This is a genomic window from Pseudomonas sp. SMSB3 (assembly GCF_052041965.1).
Classification (GTDB): domain Bacteria; phylum Pseudomonadota; class Gammaproteobacteria; order Pseudomonadales; family Pseudomonadaceae; genus Aquipseudomonas.
Genome location: NZ_JBKGGV010000002.1, coordinates 315,574 through 331,461, shown reverse-complemented (window position 1 = coordinate 331,461; position 15,888 = coordinate 315,574). Strand labels below are relative to the sequence as shown.

The window sequence follows — 15,888 nt, the reverse complement described above, 5'->3', positions numbered from 1 at the left end:
TCGCAAGGGTGTTTTCGCATGCTCAAGGCGCTGTGCCAAAGCTTGTGCCTGAGTCTGCCGTTGGCACTCAGCGCCCAGGCCGCCTCGGTGGTGTTCCTCAATCCTGGACAGTCCGACGAAATCTTCTGGACCAGCTATTCGCGCTTCATGCACGCTGCTGCCGACGAGTTGGGCATGACCCTGCGCGTGGAGTACAGCCAGCGTGATCCGCTGCTGGCGATGAGCCAAGCCCGGGCGCTGCTCAACGGGCCGCAGCCGCCAGACTACCTGGTGCTGGTCAATGAGCAGTACGTCGCGCCGCAGATCATGCGCCTGGCCCAGGGCACGGGGGTGAAGCTGTTCCTGGTCAACAATGGCCTGACCCCCAGCCAGGCCGGCAGCATCCAGGCCCAGCCCGGTACCTATGGGCAGCTGCTCGGCACCTTGACCGCCAATGACCAGCAGGCTGGCTTGCGCATGCTCAAGGAAATGGTTGCGTTGCTGCCACGTGATAACGAGCCGATCGACCTGGTGGCATTCTCCGGCGTCAAGACCACGCCGGCCTCGCAATTGCGCGAAGAGGGCATGCGCCGGGCGCTGGCCGATCACCCGCAAGTGCGCCTGCGCCAGGTGGTGTATGGCGGCTGGAGTCGCGAACGAGCTTATGAGCAGGCGCAGCAGCTGCTGCAGCGCTACCCCGACATCCGTCTGGTGTGGGCGGCGAACGATCAGATGGCGTTCGGGGCCATGCAGGCGTTCGAAGAAGCAGGGCGCCGGCCAGGTCGCGATGTGGTATTCAGTGCCATCAACAGTTCAGCCGAGGCCCTGCGCGCGCGTATCGATGGTCGCCTGGGGGTGTTGATGGGCGGACACACCACCCTGGGCGGTTGGGCCATGGTGCTGTTGCACGACGATGCCAACGGTGTCGAAATCAATCGCGACGGTAAGCGCGAGCACGTCATGCCGGTGCTGCAGTCGATCGATCAGGCCACCGCACGGCGCTGGCTGGCTTTGCTGGAACGCGAAGACTATGGCGTCGATTTCCGGCGCTACAGTGCCCAGGGACGCCCGGCCGACTACCAGTATCCGTTTCTCACGTCACCCGTCGACTATTGAAAGACCTTGCTTGAGAGAAGGGCATTGCTCGTCTTAACTACGGGTTGTGAAGTGCATTCCCATAACCACTACAAGAGGCAATGCAATGGGAAACTCAACCAAGGTCCGCAAAGCTGACAGCAGCGTCGATGCCTGGGCGATCCTGTGCCTGATCGTCCTGGTGGTGGTTACGGCAGTGTATTGGGTCAGCCATCAGTGACCTGAGCCGAACCCTGCAGCAATCCATGCGCCTACCCTTGCGGTGGGCGTTTTCGTTTGCCAGGCAATTTGTCAGCGCGCCGTCAGGTGCAGGGCCAGCTGCGCCAAGCCGATCAACACGGCAATGAACACCAAGGTGAACAGCGTGCCCATGGCGATGAAGTGGCTGGCCTTGCCATGACCGAAGTCCCGGGCGCGGTTCTTGCCGCTCTGCACGCCCAGGGCGGCAGCCAGTACGCTGTGCAGCATCTGCCAGAAGGTCGGCGGTTTGCCTTGGTCGGGGTCGTCCATGGTCGCTCCTGAGCACTTGCAGGTGGTCAGGAGCAGTATAGGCAATTCACGCCCTGGCTGAGCAGGCCTCAGCCATTCAGCTGTCGTAGCCCAGATTCGGCGCCAACCAGCGCTCGCTGACGCTGATGTCCTGACCTTTGCGGGCGCTGTAGCGTTCGATCTGGTCCTTGTCGACCTTGCCCACGGCAAAATACTGCGCTTGTGGATGAGCGAAATACCAACCGCTGACCGCTGCAGCCGGGAACATGGCGAAGTGTTCGGTCAGGAACACGCCGCTCGGGCCCGTCTGGCCAATACCCGTGCCGTCGAGCAGGCGGAACAGGGTTTCTTTTTCGGTGTGATCCGGGCACGCCGGATAGCCTGGGGCAGGGCGGATACCGCTGTACTGCTCCTTGATCAGCGCCTCGTTGTCCAACTGCTCGTCGCGGGCGTAGCCCCAATACTCTTTGCGCACTTGCTCGTGCAGCCACTCGGCGCACGCCTCGGCCAGACGATCGGCCAGCGCCTTGACCATGATCGAGCTATAGTCGTCGCCTTTGTCTTGATAGGCCTTGGCCACTTCCTCGGCGCCGATACCGGCGGTGGTGATGAAGCCACCGACATAGTCGGTGACGCCGCTGGCCTTCGGCGCCACGAAATCGGCCAGGGACAGGTTCGGCTTGCCATCAGGCTTGATGGTTTGCTGGCGCAGGTGATGCAGGGTGGCCAGCGCTTGGCCATCCTGGGCGTAGACTTCGATGTCGTCATCGGCGACTTGGTTGGCCGGCCAGAAGCCGAACACCGCGCGGGCGCTGATCAGCTTTTCATCGATCAGTTTGTCGAGCATTTCACGGGCATCCTGATACAGCGCGGTGGCGGCTTCGCCCACTACCTCGTCGGTCAGGATGCGTGGGAACTTGCCTGCCAGGTCCCAGGAGATGAAAAACGGTGTCCAGTCGATGTACTCGGCCAATTTACGCAGGTCGATGTCGTCCAGCACCTTGACGCCAGTAAAGGAGGGCACGGCCGGCTGGTAGTTGGCCCAGTCGTACTGCGGCTTGCTCGCCACGGCCTGGGCGTAGCTCAGGCGCTCGGTGCGCGCGCTGCGGTTGGCGGTACGCTCGCGCACCTCGACATAGTCCTGGCGAGTTTTCTCGACGAAGCCTGGCTTGAGCTCCTTGGACAGCAACTGGGTCGCCACGCCCACCGCGCGGGAGGCATCGGTCACGTAGATGACTGCATCGTTGCTGTATTTAGGCTCGATCTTGACTGCGGTGTGCGCCTTGGACGTCGTCGCGCCGCCGATCATCAGCGGCAGGTGGAAATCCTGACGCTGCATTTCGCGGGCGACATGCACCATTTCGTCGAGCGACGGCGTGATCAAGCCAGACAAGCCGATGATGTCGCAGTTCTGCTCGCGGGCGGTTTGCAGAATCTTTTCGGCCGGCACCATTACGCCCAGATCGACGATGTCGTAACCGTTACAGCCCAGCACCACGCCCACGATGTTCTTGCCGATGTCGTGCACGTCGCCCTTGACCGTCGCCATCAGGATCTTGCCCTTGGCTTCGGGTTTGTCGCCTTTCTCGGCCTCGATGAACGGAATCAGATGGGCTACCGCCTGCTTCATCACCCGCGCCGACTTGACCACCTGCGGCAGGAACATCTTGCCGGCGCCGAACAGATCGCCCACCACGTTCATGCCATTCATCAACGGGCCTTCGATGACTTCGATCGGGCGTGCGCATTGCTGGCGGCAGGCCTCGGTGTCTTCGACGATAAATGCGGTGATACCTTTGACCAGTGCGTGCTCCAGGCGCTTCTCGACAGGCAGCGAGCGCCATTCTTCGTTTTCAACTTCCTTGGTGGCGCCACCGCCTTTGTAGTCGTCAGCGATCGCCAGCAAGGCGTCGGTGCCGTGAGGGGTGCGGTTGAGCACCACGTCCTCGACCTTTTCGCGCAGCGCCGCCGGGATCTCGTCATAGATCTCCAGCTGGCCGGCGTTGACGATGCCCATGGTCAGGCCATTCTGGATCGCGTGGTAGAGGAACACCGAGTGGATGGCTTCGCGCACCGGGTTGTTGCCCCGGAACGAGAACGACACGTTGGACACGCCCCCGGAGGTCAAGGCGTGGGGCAAGTGGTCACGAATGTAGGCGCAGGCCTCGATGAAGTCGACGGCATAGTTGTTGTGCTCCTCGATGCCAGTGGCCACGGCGAAGATGTTCGGGTCGAAGATGATGTCTTCAGGCGGGAATCCTACCTCGTTGACCAGAATGTCGTAGCTGCGCTGGCAGATTTCCTTCTTGCGCGCGGCGGTGTCGGCCTGGCCGACCTCGTCGAACGCCATGACCACCACCGCTGCGCCGTAGCGCTTGCACAGGCGGGCATGATGCTTGAACTGCTCGACGCCTTCCTTCATGGAGATCGAGTTGACGATGCCCTTGCCCTGGATGCACTTGAGCCCCGCTTCGATGACCTCCCACTTCGACGAGTCGATCATGATCGGCACGCGGGAAATATCCGGTTCACCGGCAATCAGGTTGAGGAAGCGCACCATGGCCGCCTGGGAATCGAGCATCCCTTCGTCCATGTTGATGTCGATCACCTGGGCGCCGGCCTCGACCTGCTGCAGCGCCACTTCCAGGGCTTCGGTGTAGTTTTCTTCGCGGATCAGCCGGGCAAACTTGGCGGAACCTGTGATGTTGGTGCGCTCGCCGACGTTGACGAACAGCGACTGGCGATCGATGGTGAACGGCTCGAGGCCCGACAGGCGGCAGGCCTTGGCGATCTGCGGAATCGGTCGCGGCGGGTATTTGGCCACCGCTTCGGCAATGGCCTGGATGTGCCCGGGGGTGGTGCCGCAGCAACCACCGATGATGTTCAGAAAGCCGCTGGCGGCGAACTCCTCGACCACAGCGGCCATTTCGGCCGGGGTTTCGTCATATTCGCCGAAGGCATTCGGCAAGCCGGCGTTCGGGTGCGCGGAGACATGGGTGTCGGCCTTGGTCGCCAACTCCTCAAGGTACGGGCGCAGGTCCTTGGCGCCGAGCGCACAGTTCAAGCCCACCGAAATCGGGTTGGCATGACGCACCGAGTTCCAGAATGCCTCGGTAGTCTGACCCGACAGGGTGCGCCCGGAGGCGTCGGTGATGGTGCCGGAGATCATGATCGGCAGCTCGATACCCTCGTCCTCGAACACCTGCTGCACGGCAAAGATCGCCGCCTTGGCATTGAGGGTGTCGAAGATGGTCTCGATCAGCAGCAGGTCGGCGCCGCCTTCGATCAGGCCGCGGGTCGCTTCGATGTAGTTTTCCACCAACTCGTCGAAGGTGACGTTGCGATAGCCTGGGTCGTTGACGTCGGGGGAGATCGAGCAGGTGCGGCTGGTCGGGCCGAGCACCCCGGCAACGAAGCGCGGCTTGTCCGGCGTTTCCAGCGTTTTCGCATCGGCCACCTGGCGGGCGATGCGTGCGCCCTCGACATTCAGCTCGTAGACCAGCGATTCCATGCCATAGTCGGCCTGGGATATCTGCGTGGCGTTGAAGGTGTTGGTCTCGAGGATGTCGGCACCGGCGTCGAGGTAGGCTTTCTCGATCGCCGCGATCACGTCCGGACGGCTTAGCAGCAGCAGGTCGTTGTTGCCTTTCACATCGCTTGGCCAATCGGCGAAGCGCGTGCCACGATAGTCGTGTTCCTCCAGGCGATAGCTTTGGATCATAGTGCCCATGCCGCCGTCGAGGATCAGTATGCGCTCATTGAGTGCGTGCTGGAGTGCTTGGAGACGAGCGCTGCGGTCGGACATAGGAACTACCTGGTCGGGCGAATATCAGAAGGTGCCGAATCATAACAAAGCTGCGCGGTTTTTAGGTGCACTGGCCATATGCATGAATTCTGTTCATGTTGGCTGGGCGTCGATAGCCAGGGCTCGCTAACACGACGGCATATCGTCAGGTTTTTTTTCAACTCTCAGGACTTCTCGCACATGGTGCTTCGTAATCTTGTCAGCGTCTTCGCGCTGTTAATCAGTGGCGTGGCGTCTGCACAAGCCCCTCTGGCGAGCCCGGCCATCTCCTATACCCGGGATATCCAGCCGATCTTCACCGAGAAATGCGTAGCCTGCCATGCCTGCAACGATGCTGCTTGCCAGCTCAAGCTGGACAGCCCCGAGGGCGCAGTTCGTGGCGCCAGCAAGGTGCCGGTGTATCAGGGTGAGCGCAGCAAGGCAGTGGCGCCGACGCGCTTGTTCTACGACGCGCAGACCGAAGCGCAGTGGCGTGACAAAGGCTTTTATTCGGTACTCGACAACCAGGGCAGCCAGGCGGCATTGATGGCGCGCATGCTCGAGCTGGGGCACAAGACCCCGCTGACGCCCAACGCCAAATTGCCTGACGAGATCGTCCTGGGCATTGCACGCAACAACATGTGCCCGCTGCCCCACGAATTCGACGCCTACGCCGGGGCCCACCCCAAGGAGGGGATGCCGCTGGCGGTGACCGGCCTGAGCGACCATGAATACGCCACCCTGCGCGATTGGTTGGCCGCCGGTGCGCCGGTCGAGTACCAGCCGATTCAGCCGAGCGCCGTCGAGGCCAAGCAGATCGCCGAATGGGAAGAGCTGCTCAATCGCCCTGGTTCCACCGAGGCGTTGGTTGGCCGTTGGCTGTATGAACATCTGTTCCTGGCCCACATCCACTTTGTCGGCGGCGAGCAGGGGCACTTCTTCCAGTGGGTCCGCTCGCGCACGCCGAGCGGCAAACCGGTCGACCTGATCGCCACCCGCCGTCCCAACGACCCCCCTGGCACCGATTTCTACTATCGGCTGGTGCCGGTGCAGGGCGTGATCGTGCACAAGACCCATATCACCTACCCGATGGGGCCGCAGAAGCTCAAGCGGGTCAAGCAGCTGTTCTACGCCGGCGACTGGCATGCCACGGCGCTGCCCGGCTATGGGCCGCGGCACCGGGCCAACCCGTTCGAAACATTCGAAGCGATCCCTGCGGTGGCGCGTTATCAGTTCATGCTCGATAACGCCGAGTACTTCGTGCGCACGTTCATCCGTGGGCCGGTGTGCCGCGGGCAGATCGCCACCGACGTGATCCGCGATAATTTCTGGGCGCTGTTCCAGGAGCCTGCCTACGACCGCTACGTGACCGATGCCAACTACCGCGGCAAAGCCACGCCACTGCTGGCGATGCCGGGCCAGATCGACGATGTGGGCAGTGTGCTGAGCCTCTGGCATGCCTACCGCGACAAGCGCAACGCCTATGAAGAGCTGCGCCGCGACGCCTATGCGCACATGCCGGCGCCCGGTTGGGAGACGCTATGGGCCGGCAATGACAACGCCTTGCTGAGCATCTTCCGCCATTTCGACAGCGCCTCGGTGACCAAAGGCCTAGTCGGCGATGTGCCGTTGACCATGTGGCTGTTCGACTATCCGTTGCTCGAGCGCACCTACTATCAGCTCGCGGTCAATTTCGATGTCTTCGGCAACGTCTCGCACCAGTTGCAGACGCGCCTGTACTTCGACCTTATTCGAAATGGGGCGGAGGTCAATTTCCTGCGCCTGATGCCGGCTGAACAACGCTCGGACGTGCTGGGCAGTTGGTACCAGAACAGTGGCAAGATGAAGATGTGGCTGGACTATGAAGACATCGACAGCGACACCCCCAGCGGCATCACGCTCGACCCGCGCAACCCCGAACGCGATTTCGGGCTCAAGTTGTTGCAGCGCACCGCCAGCCTCAACGTTGCCCCAGACCCGATCAACCGCTGCAAGGGTGCCTACTGCTCACGACCACAGATGAACGAACAGTTCCGCAACGTCGAGCAGTCTCTAAGCCGCTTGGTGTCGCGTCCGGCTGCCGGCCTGAAGGTCATCAAGCAACTGCCCGAGGCAACCATGCTGCGCATCGAGGGCGAGGGCGGGCAGCGCCAGGTCTACAGCCTGCTGCGCAACCGCGCGCACAGCAATGTGGCCTTCTTGCTCGGTGAGGATTATCGCTACCAACCGGGGCTGGATACCTTGACACTGTACCCCGGCGTGCTGAGCAGCTATCCGAATTTCATGTTCAACATACCCGCCAGCGATGTGCCGGAATTCGTCGAGGACATGGAGCATGCCAAGGACGACGCCGACAAGTTCGAACGCATCGTCATGCGGTGGGGCGTGCGCCGCAGTCACCCGCAGTTCTGGCAGTACTTCCATGACCTGAACACCTTCATCAAGGAAACCGAGCCGGTCGAGTCCGGGGTGCTGGACATGAATCGCTACGAGAACCTCTGATCGGGCCAGCTGACCTTTCTGGATACGTTGCGGTCGGACGTGCTGGGTGGTCCTGATCGATTGCCAAGGGGGGCTGCGTTGCGGCCCTCGCGGTTCTTGCGCCGCGCGTGCGCGCAAGGCGCCTGCCTAGGCACTCGCTCAGCGCCTCAATGCACCGGCAATTGCAGGGTACTCCATGCTGTATTCGCTCCAAGCGCTGCGCGCGTTCGCCGCCTGGGTGGTGGTCTGCCATCACTTCATGCAGATTTTTTTCGATTTCCATGCCACCGGCCCGGTGGGCCAACTGCTGACTGATCGGGGCGCCGTCGGCGTCGATATCTTTTTCGTCATCAGCGGGCTGGTGATCTACCTCTCGACCCGTGACAAACCCATCGAGCCGAGCCAGTTCCTGCTCAATAGGGTACTGCGCATTGTGCCCGCCTATTGGTTCTACACCGCGATGATGGCAGCGTTGCTGCTTGGCTTCAGCCAATCGATGCCGCATCAGGTGTTCGACTGGCATCATCTGCTGCTGTCACTGCTGTTCATCCCCGCAGAAAACCCCGGTGGCTATGGCTTGTACCCGACCCTGAACGTCGGTTGGACACTGAATTTCGAGATGTTCTTCTACCTGTTGTTCGGCTTGGCATTCATGGTGCGCCAGCGCCACCACCTGCTGCTGGTCACCGTTGCCTTGCTATTGGTCAGTGAGGTGCTGGGGCGCACCGTGCTCAGCCATTTCTACAACAACGGCATCATCTACGAGTTTCTGCTGGGCATCGGGCTGGGGGTCATCTACCGCCGCGGGCTGATTCGCGAAGGGCTGTGCCTGCCGTTGGCCTTGCTGGGCGCCGCCAGTTTCGCCATCTATCACCTGGATGCGTCCCAGCGCCTGCTGCACTGGGGGCTGCCAAGCGCAATGATCGTGCTGGCGTTCATCGCACTGGAGCCTTATTTCAAGGGCAATCATGTGCTCAAGGCCTTGGGCGACTGCTCCTATTCCGTCTACCTGATCCACGTGCTGGTGCTCTACGCCGGCTGGTTCGCCAGCCAGCGCCTGCACCTGAATCCGTACTGGGTGTTCGCCCTGTGCGTGCCGTCCATCGCCCTCATGTCCTGGTTCAGCTACCAGTGGTTGGAGCGTGGTGTGTACCGGCGCCTGCACGCTTGGCTGACCGCGCCGCGTGAGCGTTCCCAGGGCCTGGCACTATCCCGAGTCAAATACTAGGACTTTGTCGAACGGCCAGGTTGGCGTACACTTGGCCGCAAGTCTGTGAGGAACTTCCATGAGCGCTATAACCATTACTGACGCCGCCCATGATTACCTGGCCGATCTGCTGTCCAAGCAGAACACGCCTGGCATCGGCATTCGAATTTTCATTACCCAGCCGGGCACCCAGTACGCCGAGACCTGCATTGCCTACTGCAAGCCGGGCGAAGAAAAGCCTGACGACGAACCTGTAGGGTTGAAGAGCTTCACCGCCTACCTGGACGCAGTCAGCGTGCCATTTTTGGAAGACGCGCTGGTCGACTACGCCACCGATCGCATGGGCGGTCAGCTGACCATCAAGGCGCCGAACGCCAAGGTGCCGATGGTCAACGAAGACAGCCCGATCAACGAGCGCATCAACTATTACCTGCAGACCGAGATCAACCCGGGGCTGGCCAGCCACGGTGGTCAGGTGAGCCTGGTCGATGTGGTCGACGACGGCATTGCCGTGCTGCAGTTCGGCGGTGGTTGCCAAGGCTGCGGCCAGGCAGACGTCACCCTCAAGGACGGCATCGAACGTACGTTGCTCGAGCGTATCCCGGAGCTCAAGGGCGTGCGCGACGTGACGGACCACACGCAGAAAGAGAACGCCTACTACTGATGCTGGCCGGCAAGCCTTAGCAACAAAGTGTTACGGTTTCAACCCCTGCGACAACAGGCCGCAGCCCATGTTTACGGGGCTGCGTGCCCATCGAGCCTCCGCCGGGTAGAAGCCCCCGGAGCGTCATGCCAGAATGCCCCGGTTTTTCGACCGACCCGCCCCGAGGGTCGGCACCTTCCCTGTAAAGGATGGTTTATGACTGATCTACTGACCCGGCGCGCGGTCGTTGCCGGGATGGGCGTGCTCGGGCTGGGCCTGCTGGCCGGCTGCAATCCAGCTCGCGGGCTTGAGTTCAAGTACGGCAAGAACATGAGCAACGAGATCCTGGGGCGCAAGTTCAGCCTCAAGGACCCGCAAGGCAATGTGCGCACCTTGTCGAGCTTCTACGGCTCCATGCCGATGATCTTCTTCGGCTTCACGCAGTGTCCGGCAGTGTGCCCGACCACGCTGGCGCGTGCGGCGCAGATCAAGAAACTGCTGCGGGGCCGCGACCGCGAAATATTCCAGGTGGTATTCATCACCCTGGACCCGGAACGCGACACGCCCGAAGTGCTCGATGCCTATGTCAAGGCTTTCGACCCGTCGTTCACCGCATTGACCGGTACTCCTGAAGAAATCGACGCGGTCGCTCGTGAGTTCAAGGTGTTCTACGAGAAGGTACCAGCAGGTGACACCTACACCATTTCTCACTCGTCCACCAGCTACGTCTACGATACCCGCGGCACGCTGCGCCTGAGCCTGGGTCACTCGTTGACCGCCAAGGAATGCGCCGAAGACCTCGCCACCCTGATGGAGATTTGCTAATGGCTTCTATACTGCATCCGATCAAGCGCGGCCTGGCCGCCGTTGCCCTGTTGGGCCTGGCCCTGCCGGCGTTGGCGCAGACCACCGTCAGCGGTGCCTGGGTACGCGCCAGCGTGCCGCAGCAGCCTTCCACTGGGGCATTCATGATCCTCACCGCCAGCACCGACAGCAAGCTGGTCGACGTCGCATCGCCGATCGCCAAAACCGTGCAAGTGCACCAGATGACCATGAACGGCGATGTGATGGGCATGCAGCAGGTCAAGGCGCTCGAGCTGCCGGCTGGCAAGGCCGTGACCCTCGATCCGAATGGCTATCACGTGATGCTCATGGGCCTGACCGAACAGGTCAAGGAGGGCGACGAAGTGCCGCTGACCCTGACCATCGAAGATGCCCAGGGCGCCAAGGAAACGGTGCAAGTACAGGCCCAGGTACGACCGCTCAATGCCGAGGCGGGCGCCAGTCATGAACACATGCACATGAATCACTGATCTACCAAAGGCCGCACCAGCGGCCCTTTTTCATGCCACTGCACTCAACTGCGAAAGCGCGGCAGCGGCCTGTCGAGGGTGAGCTGGGTCAGCGTCCTGCGCACCTGAGCCTCATCGGCTTCCAGGGCCTTGAGACTGGCGCGGATCTTACCGGCGGCGGGCACATCGCCCTGGCGGTCGATCCAGTCGGCGATCTGTTTGCAGGCACTGCTCAAACAGGCCTGGCGCTGGTTCATCAGCGTGATGAGGGTGGTGAGCTCTCGTTCGGACATGATGGGATCCTCCGGTTAGCCCTGTCAGTGTAGCAGCCGCGGGCGCGCCTGCCTGGGGCCTGACGACGCAGGCGCTAGCTGTGCAAGCAAGCGTTGCGGTAGACCCCTGGGGTCACCCCATAAGCTTGCTTGAACTGCCGGCTAAAATGGCTCTGGTCGGCAAAACCCAGGGTGAAGGCCACGTCAGCCGCAGCTGATCCACCTCTGAGCAGCTCGCGTGCCCGTGCCAGGCGGCGTTGCTTGAGCCAGGCATGCGGGGGCAGGCCGGTTGCCTGGCGGAATACGCGAGCGAAGTGAAAGGGTGACAAGTTGACCGCCGCGGCCAAGGCCTCCAGCGACGGCGGGTCCGCCAATTGGCTCTCGAGCAGTTCCCGCGCGCGCTTGACGGCCAGCGGTTCCTTGCCGGGCGCTGCGGGTTCGGCGCAATGGCCATGGCGCTGCACCAGCGCCAAAACCGCCTGGCGCCAGGCCGTCTGTTGCTCGAGCGCGCTGGCGCCAGCCTCTGAAAGCTGGTGCAACTGGCTGAAGGCTAGCGCCAGAGCCGGGTCGAGGATGACGCTGTCGTGGAAGCGCGGCATGCCGTGGCGGCTCAGGCCGAGTTCGTCCAGCACGCCGGTCACACGTTCATGCTCCGGATAGAAACCGCGGTAGCGCCACCCGGCTTCATGGGCCGTGGCGCCGGTATGCAGTTCGTCCGGGTTGATCAACACCATGCTGCCTACCGGTGCCAGATGCTCGCTGCCGCGGTGCCAGAAGCGTTGCGCGCCCGACTCGATCACGGTGAACACATAGCCCTCGTGCACGTGCGGGGCGAAGCGTTGTTGCAGGTAGCGCGCATGCAGCATCTCGACGTCGCCAAGCGCTGGCGCCTGCCAAAGGTGGGCCTGCTCGCGCAGATGGGTGCTCATGCCAGGCAACTGCGCAATACGAAGAAGATCAACATGCTCACCAGCATGCTGAGCAACACGCTGCGGGTCAACAGTACCAGGGCAATGGCTGCCATTGCCCCTAGCAGGTAAGGGTTGAATGGGCTCAGGTTCAGGTGGTGGTCGGGCATGAACACGATCGGGCCACAGATAGCCGTCAGCATGCCCGGCACTGCAAAGCCGAGGAACTGCCTGGCATTCGAGCTCAGGCGCAGCGGCAGACGCGGTTCGAGAAAGGCGTAGCGATTGAGGAAAACCACCACACCCATGGCGATAATCAGCAGCCAGATCATCAGCGGCCTCCAGCGAGTTTCTGGCAGATGAAGCCTGCCGCCATGCCCAGCAGGCCGGCAGCGACCAGGGCGGTTTCCCAATGCCAGTAGGTGAACAACACTGAGCAGCCCAGCGACATTGCGACACACACCAGGGTTGGTCGGTTGCGCACCAGCGGTGCGATCAGCGCAACGAAGGTGGCGACGATGGAGAAGTCCAGGCCCAGTTGGTCCAGGTGCGGAATATTCTGACCCAGCACGATGCCGGCCACCGTGAACAGGTTCCAGGCGACGTAGAACGTGAGGCCAACGCCCAGCGCGTACCAGCGGTTGAACTGCTGCGCATCGTAATGGCTGGTCAAGGCGAAGAATTCGTCCGTCAACAGGAAGCCCAAGCCCAGCCGCCAGCGCAGTGGCTGGTTCGACAGTACCGGGCGCATGGACAGCCCATAGAGCAGGTGCTGCGAGGTCAGCAGCAAGGTAGTGAGCAGGATCGACAACAGGCTGGCGCCACTCTTGAGCATGCCGATGGCCACCAGTTGCGCCGCGCCGGCGAAAACAATGGCCGACAACCCTTGGCCCTGCAACGGGCTCAGGTCGGCTTCGATGGCCATGGAGCCAGCCAGCAGGCCCCAGGGCGCGACGGCTACGGACAAAGGCAGGATAGCAAGGGCGCCATGCAGGAAAGCCTGGCGGGCGATGACGGGACTGCTGGGCATGATGGCGATGGCACGTTTCTACTGGGTTGAGCAGCATGCCAGAGCGCAAGGATGAATGGCTTGAACGATCTTGCTACTTGCCGCCGGCCCGTGTGAGTTAGCGCTGGCTGGTCAGGCGCTGTTGCGCAGCAGCGCAGCCGTTGATTTCCACGGCTTTCTGCAGCAAGGATTGCCGGTGCTGTGGGTCCAGGTCGCCCAGCAGGCGATAAACTTCGGCCTGATAGTCCCGCTGACGACCCCATTGCATCTGCAATCCCTGCGGCTGGCTGCGGTTGCAGGCCAGGCGTGCGGCGGGTTGCGGGTAGTAGGATGCGTACAGTGTGGCCATCCCCGGCACCGCCTCGAGGGCCTCACGGTAGGCCGGGCTGGCGTTGTAGGGCGGACACAAGGTCGCGATCGCCGTCGCCGGTGGAGCAAAGCCTTGCTTGAGGCTGGACTCCAGCAACGGGCAGGCGGCATCGGGGATCTGCGCTGCGGGCAGGTAGGTCGCGTAATACAGTGCCAGGCGATACTGGGCCACCGGATGGCCCAGCTCGACTGACTTTTTCAGCAAGGCCACGGCCGTGGGTAATGTCCGCGCCATCGCCTGGCCTTGGCGATTGAGTTCCGGATCACCGGCGGCGGAGGTGCGCAACAGACTGTCGTCATCCTGATTGTCGGCTTGTTCGAGCAAGGGCAGGGCCTGGCGGTACAGCAGGTCGGCATGCGGATCGATGCGTACGTCGAGCGCGCTGGCGCTCAGCGGAGCCGCGGCGATGACCAGCGCGGACGCCAACATGAAGCGGCTCACAGGCACGCCCCGAGCAATGAATGGCACCGGCAGGCTGCCAGGTGCGGGTGAGCGGTTCGATGATAGATCACAACTTCACGTACGCCTCAGGCGGATCGGAACGACGGGGTATTCTAGCCATGGCCGGGCCTAAACCGAAACCCCAGCGTGCATTGGTCAGACGAGCTTGATCGGCGGCGCCTTGCGTTGCCCGTGTTGATCCTGGGTCAGACCCAGTTTGGCGGTGATCACCTGGGCCAATGCGTGATACCCCAGGTCATTCATGTGCAAGCGATCGACGAACAGCTCTGCATCGAATGCCAGCGCGCTGCTGAGCATGCTGTTCATGTCGTAGCAGGGCACGGGCTGCGCCTGGCTTTTGATCCGCCGAAAGAAATCCATCTGCAGGTGGCTGGCGAAGGTACCCTCGAGCAGACGTTCGAAATTGGCCGGTTGTTGCGAACGCGCCGCCAGCATCGCTCGCTCGCCGGCTGGCAGATGGTCGCGGCACCAAGGCAGCAAGGGCTGCAAGATGAACGTGAGGGTCGTGTGGCTGTCGGCCAGCAGGCGGTCCCACTGGCGCAAGGTCCGACCAATGCAATCGGCCGCGCGAGCCAGGCGTTGAGTTGGGGCCGATAACGGCCAATCGGGCACAGGCTGATCGCGGCGCGGTGCCAGGGCATGGCCCAGGCGCTGCCATAGAGACTCCCGCACAGCAGGGCCGGTAGCGGGCATGCCTTCGTTGAAACTGTTCAGGTACGCCCGGTGGGCCTTGGCATACCGTGGATCGTGCGGGCCGGCGAGCACCTCGCCGAGTGCTTCATGGGCGAGGGTGTTCACCCCGCTCAGTAGCACCACATGGCCGACGTCATCGAAGCGGTGCTGGTGGGTCAGGAACAGCAGCAGTTCCTGGCTGGCATTGAGTCCACATCCGGCCAGGCTCAGCCAGACCTCGCCGGTCAGCAGCGAGAGCTGCGAGGCCACTGTGTGTTCATCGCAACTGGCGCCTATGCCCAGGGCAGTGGATCCGCCGACCAGCAGGTTCACCCGGCGTGCTGCATCGGCCTCGGCGGCGCAGAAGCGCTGGCCGGCAAGGTGACTGTAGCGCAGGCCCAAGGCATCGGTATTGATGGTGCCGGAGCGATAGCCGCGCTCGTTCACTTGCAGGTTGTGCGGTGCACGGCGTTGGCCCAGCTGCAGGAAGCGCTGGTAATCCTCATGCAGTGGCGAGGAGGGGCCCAAAGCGTGCGTAGTGCAAACGGACGATGTCATGGGCGCTCCTGTGGATCAGGCGTGCAAGCTTGGCCGCGCTCAGCCGGCCAGCTCCTTGAGGTTGTAGGCCAGGCCGCCGGCGGCGATCAGCAGCAGGGCGATGCCGGAGGCCAGGGAAATCATGCGATTGCTGCGCTGCGAAGCGATCTTGCCAATGGCGAAGATGTACAGGCTGAGGACGGCGAAATCGATCAGCACCCACAGCAGCGACAGCACCACCATGCTTTTGCTGAACGATTCGGTGATCTGGATGAACTGCGGAAAGAAGGCGATGAAGAAAATGATGTCCTTGGGGTTGGATATCCCCACCATGAAGCCTTGCCACAGGCCACCACGGCCGGCCTTGCCAGGCTGCTCGGCAACCTCGCCGGCCGGGGCTTGCAGGCACTCGCGCAGCGTCCCTACGGCGATATAGCCGATGAACAGGCAGCCCAGCAGGCTCATGCCGCTGAGCCAGGCCTTGTCGATGGCGGCGCTGGTCAGGATGACCCAGGCCGCGGCGCCGATCAGCACCAGTGATGCCCAATTGGTGCCGACTGCGGTGAAGATGGCCTTGCGCGAGCCGGACTTGGCTGCGGTGTTGACGATCAGCGCGACCACCGGCCCGGGGGTGGCGATCAGCAGCAGGACGGTGAGGGCATAAGTGAGGGTCAGTGCGGTATTCACG

Annotated in this window: 15 protein-coding genes; 6 read left to right on the top strand and 9 right to left on the bottom strand. The window is 62.5% G+C overall.

Going from position 1 to position 15,888, the window contains the following annotated elements:
- Positions 1 to 18: 18 nt before the first annotated feature.
- On the top strand, positions 19 to 1,095 hold the full coding sequence (locus ACLEJW_RS04765) for an ABC transporter substrate-binding protein (RefSeq protein ID WP_313303064.1): 1,077 nt from the start codon (positions 19 to 21) through the stop codon (positions 1,093 to 1,095).
- A gap of 270 nt (positions 1,096 to 1,365) precedes the next feature.
- Here ACLEJW_RS04765 and ACLEJW_RS04760 read toward each other — a convergent pair whose 3' ends face one another.
- Together ACLEJW_RS04760 and metH are read right to left on the bottom strand one after the other, a co-directional pair.
- The gene (locus ACLEJW_RS04760; protein WP_145187217.1) at positions 1,366 to 1,584 is read right to left on the bottom strand and encodes a DUF2970 domain-containing protein; all 219 of its coding nucleotides are present in this window, start codon (positions 1,582 to 1,584) and stop codon (positions 1,366 to 1,368) included.
- A 76-nt stretch (positions 1,585 to 1,660) separates the two neighbouring features.
- Positions 1,661 to 5,368 carry a methionine synthase gene (metH, locus tag ACLEJW_RS04755; RefSeq protein ID WP_313303067.1) on the bottom strand — a complete coding sequence of 1,236 codons (3,708 nt, stop codon included), beginning with the start codon at positions 5,366 to 5,368 and terminating at the stop codon, positions 1,661 to 1,663.
- 180 nt (positions 5,369 to 5,548) lie between these two features.
- On the opposite strand from metH, the gene ACLEJW_RS04750 reads away from it, so the two are divergent.
- From ACLEJW_RS04750 to ACLEJW_RS04730, 5 genes are all read left to right on the top strand, one after another.
- Positions 5,549 to 7,849 (top strand): fatty acid cis/trans isomerase, encoded by a 2,301-nt coding sequence (locus ACLEJW_RS04750; protein ID WP_145187211.1) that lies wholly within the window; start codon positions 5,549 to 5,551, stop codon positions 7,847 to 7,849.
- A gap of 175 nt (positions 7,850 to 8,024) precedes the next feature.
- A complete protein-coding gene (locus ACLEJW_RS04745) occupies positions 8,025 to 9,056 on the top strand; it encodes an acyltransferase family protein (protein ID WP_313303127.1) in 1,032 nt (343 codons plus the stop codon).
- A 58-nt stretch (positions 9,057 to 9,114) separates the two neighbouring features.
- Complete coding sequence (gene nfuA / locus ACLEJW_RS04740; RefSeq protein WP_138217419.1) at positions 9,115 to 9,699, top strand: Fe-S biogenesis protein NfuA; 585 nt, start codon at positions 9,115 to 9,117, stop codon at positions 9,697 to 9,699.
- 195 nt (positions 9,700 to 9,894) lie between these two features.
- Positions 9,895 to 10,503 carry an SCO family protein gene (locus ACLEJW_RS04735; RefSeq protein ID WP_145187204.1) on the top strand — a complete coding sequence of 203 codons (609 nt, stop codon included), beginning with the start codon at positions 9,895 to 9,897 and terminating at the stop codon, positions 10,501 to 10,503.
- Positions 10,503 to 10,991 carry a copper chaperone PCu(A)C gene (locus tag ACLEJW_RS04730; protein ID WP_145187201.1) on the top strand — a complete coding sequence of 163 codons (489 nt, stop codon included), beginning with the start codon at positions 10,503 to 10,505 and terminating at the stop codon, positions 10,989 to 10,991. Before ACLEJW_RS04735 ends, ACLEJW_RS04730 begins: the two co-directional genes overlap by 1 nt.
- Before the next feature lie 44 nt (positions 10,992 to 11,035).
- Here ACLEJW_RS04730 and ACLEJW_RS04725 read toward each other — a convergent pair whose 3' ends face one another.
- The 7 genes from ACLEJW_RS04725 to ACLEJW_RS04695 form a co-directional block, all read right to left on the bottom strand.
- Entirely contained in the window at positions 11,036 to 11,263 is a 228-nt protein-coding gene (locus tag ACLEJW_RS04725) for a hypothetical protein (protein WP_145187198.1), read from the bottom strand.
- Positions 11,264 to 11,337: 74 nt separating this feature from the next.
- On the bottom strand, positions 11,338 to 12,171 hold the full coding sequence (locus tag ACLEJW_RS04720) for an AraC family transcriptional regulator (RefSeq protein ID WP_440777062.1): 834 nt from the start codon (positions 12,169 to 12,171) through the stop codon (positions 11,338 to 11,340).
- Positions 12,168 to 12,482: an AzlD domain-containing protein gene (locus ACLEJW_RS04715; protein WP_145187192.1), complete on the bottom strand. Its 315-nt coding sequence runs from the start codon at positions 12,480 to 12,482 to the stop codon at positions 12,168 to 12,170. Before ACLEJW_RS04715 ends, ACLEJW_RS04720 begins: the two co-directional genes overlap by 4 nt.
- A complete protein-coding gene (locus tag ACLEJW_RS04710; RefSeq protein WP_440777061.1) occupies positions 12,482 to 13,180 on the bottom strand; it encodes an AzlC family ABC transporter permease in 699 nt (232 codons plus the stop codon). Before ACLEJW_RS04710 ends, ACLEJW_RS04715 begins: the two co-directional genes overlap by 1 nt.
- Before the next feature lie 97 nt (positions 13,181 to 13,277).
- The gene (locus ACLEJW_RS04705) at positions 13,278 to 13,958 is read right to left on the bottom strand and encodes a sel1 repeat family protein (RefSeq protein ID WP_145187186.1); all 681 of its coding nucleotides are present in this window, start codon (positions 13,956 to 13,958) and stop codon (positions 13,278 to 13,280) included.
- Positions 13,959 to 14,126: 168 nt separating this feature from the next.
- Positions 14,127 to 15,221, bottom strand: a complete 1,095-nt coding sequence (locus tag ACLEJW_RS04700) for a hypothetical protein (protein WP_313455479.1) — start codon at positions 15,219 to 15,221, stop codon at positions 14,127 to 14,129.
- A 39-nt stretch (positions 15,222 to 15,260) separates the two neighbouring features.
- Positions 15,261 to 15,887, bottom strand: a complete 627-nt coding sequence (locus ACLEJW_RS04695) for a LysE family translocator (RefSeq protein ID WP_145187180.1) — start codon at positions 15,885 to 15,887, stop codon at positions 15,261 to 15,263.
- Position 15,888 lies beyond the last annotated feature (1 nt).

Excerpts from the sequence above, each read along its gene's own strand:
- nfuA (WP_138217419.1), top strand. The coding sequence starts at position 9,115 with ATGAGCGCTATAACCATTACTGACGCCGCCCATGATTACCTGGCCGAT.
- ACLEJW_RS04705 (WP_145187186.1), bottom strand. The coding sequence starts at position 13,958 with ATGTTGGCGTCCGCGCTGGTCATCGCCGCGGCTCCGCTGAGCGCCAGC.
- ACLEJW_RS04700 (WP_313455479.1), bottom strand. The coding sequence starts at position 15,221 with ATGACATCGTCCGTTTGCACTACGCACGCTTTGGGCCCCTCCTCGCCA.
- metH (WP_313303067.1), bottom strand. The coding sequence starts at position 5,368 with ATGTCCGACCGCAGCGCTCGTCTCCAAGCACTCCAGCACGCACTCAAT.
- ACLEJW_RS04745 (WP_313303127.1), top strand. The coding sequence starts at position 8,025 with ATGCTGTATTCGCTCCAAGCGCTGCGCGCGTTCGCCGCCTGGGTGGTG.
- ACLEJW_RS04765 (WP_313303064.1), top strand. The coding sequence starts at position 19 with ATGCTCAAGGCGCTGTGCCAAAGCTTGTGCCTGAGTCTGCCGTTGGCA.
- ACLEJW_RS04730 (WP_145187201.1), top strand. The coding sequence starts at position 10,503 with ATGGCTTCTATACTGCATCCGATCAAGCGCGGCCTGGCCGCCGTTGCC.
- ACLEJW_RS04735 (WP_145187204.1), top strand. The coding sequence starts at position 9,895 with ATGACTGATCTACTGACCCGGCGCGCGGTCGTTGCCGGGATGGGCGTG.
- ACLEJW_RS04710 (WP_440777061.1), bottom strand. The coding sequence starts at position 13,180 with ATGCCCAGCAGTCCCGTCATCGCCCGCCAGGCTTTCCTGCATGGCGCC.
- ACLEJW_RS04760 (WP_145187217.1), bottom strand. The coding sequence starts at position 1,584 with ATGGACGACCCCGACCAAGGCAAACCGCCGACCTTCTGGCAGATGCTG.
- ACLEJW_RS04725 (WP_145187198.1), bottom strand. The coding sequence starts at position 11,263 with ATGTCCGAACGAGAGCTCACCACCCTCATCACGCTGATGAACCAGCGC.
- ACLEJW_RS04715 (WP_145187192.1), bottom strand. The coding sequence starts at position 12,482 with ATGATCTGGCTGCTGATTATCGCCATGGGTGTGGTGGTTTTCCTCAAT.
- ACLEJW_RS04720 (WP_440777062.1), bottom strand. The coding sequence starts at position 12,171 with ATGAGCACCCATCTGCGCGAGCAGGCCCACCTTTGGCAGGCGCCAGCG.
- ACLEJW_RS04750 (WP_145187211.1), top strand. The coding sequence starts at position 5,549 with ATGGTGCTTCGTAATCTTGTCAGCGTCTTCGCGCTGTTAATCAGTGGC.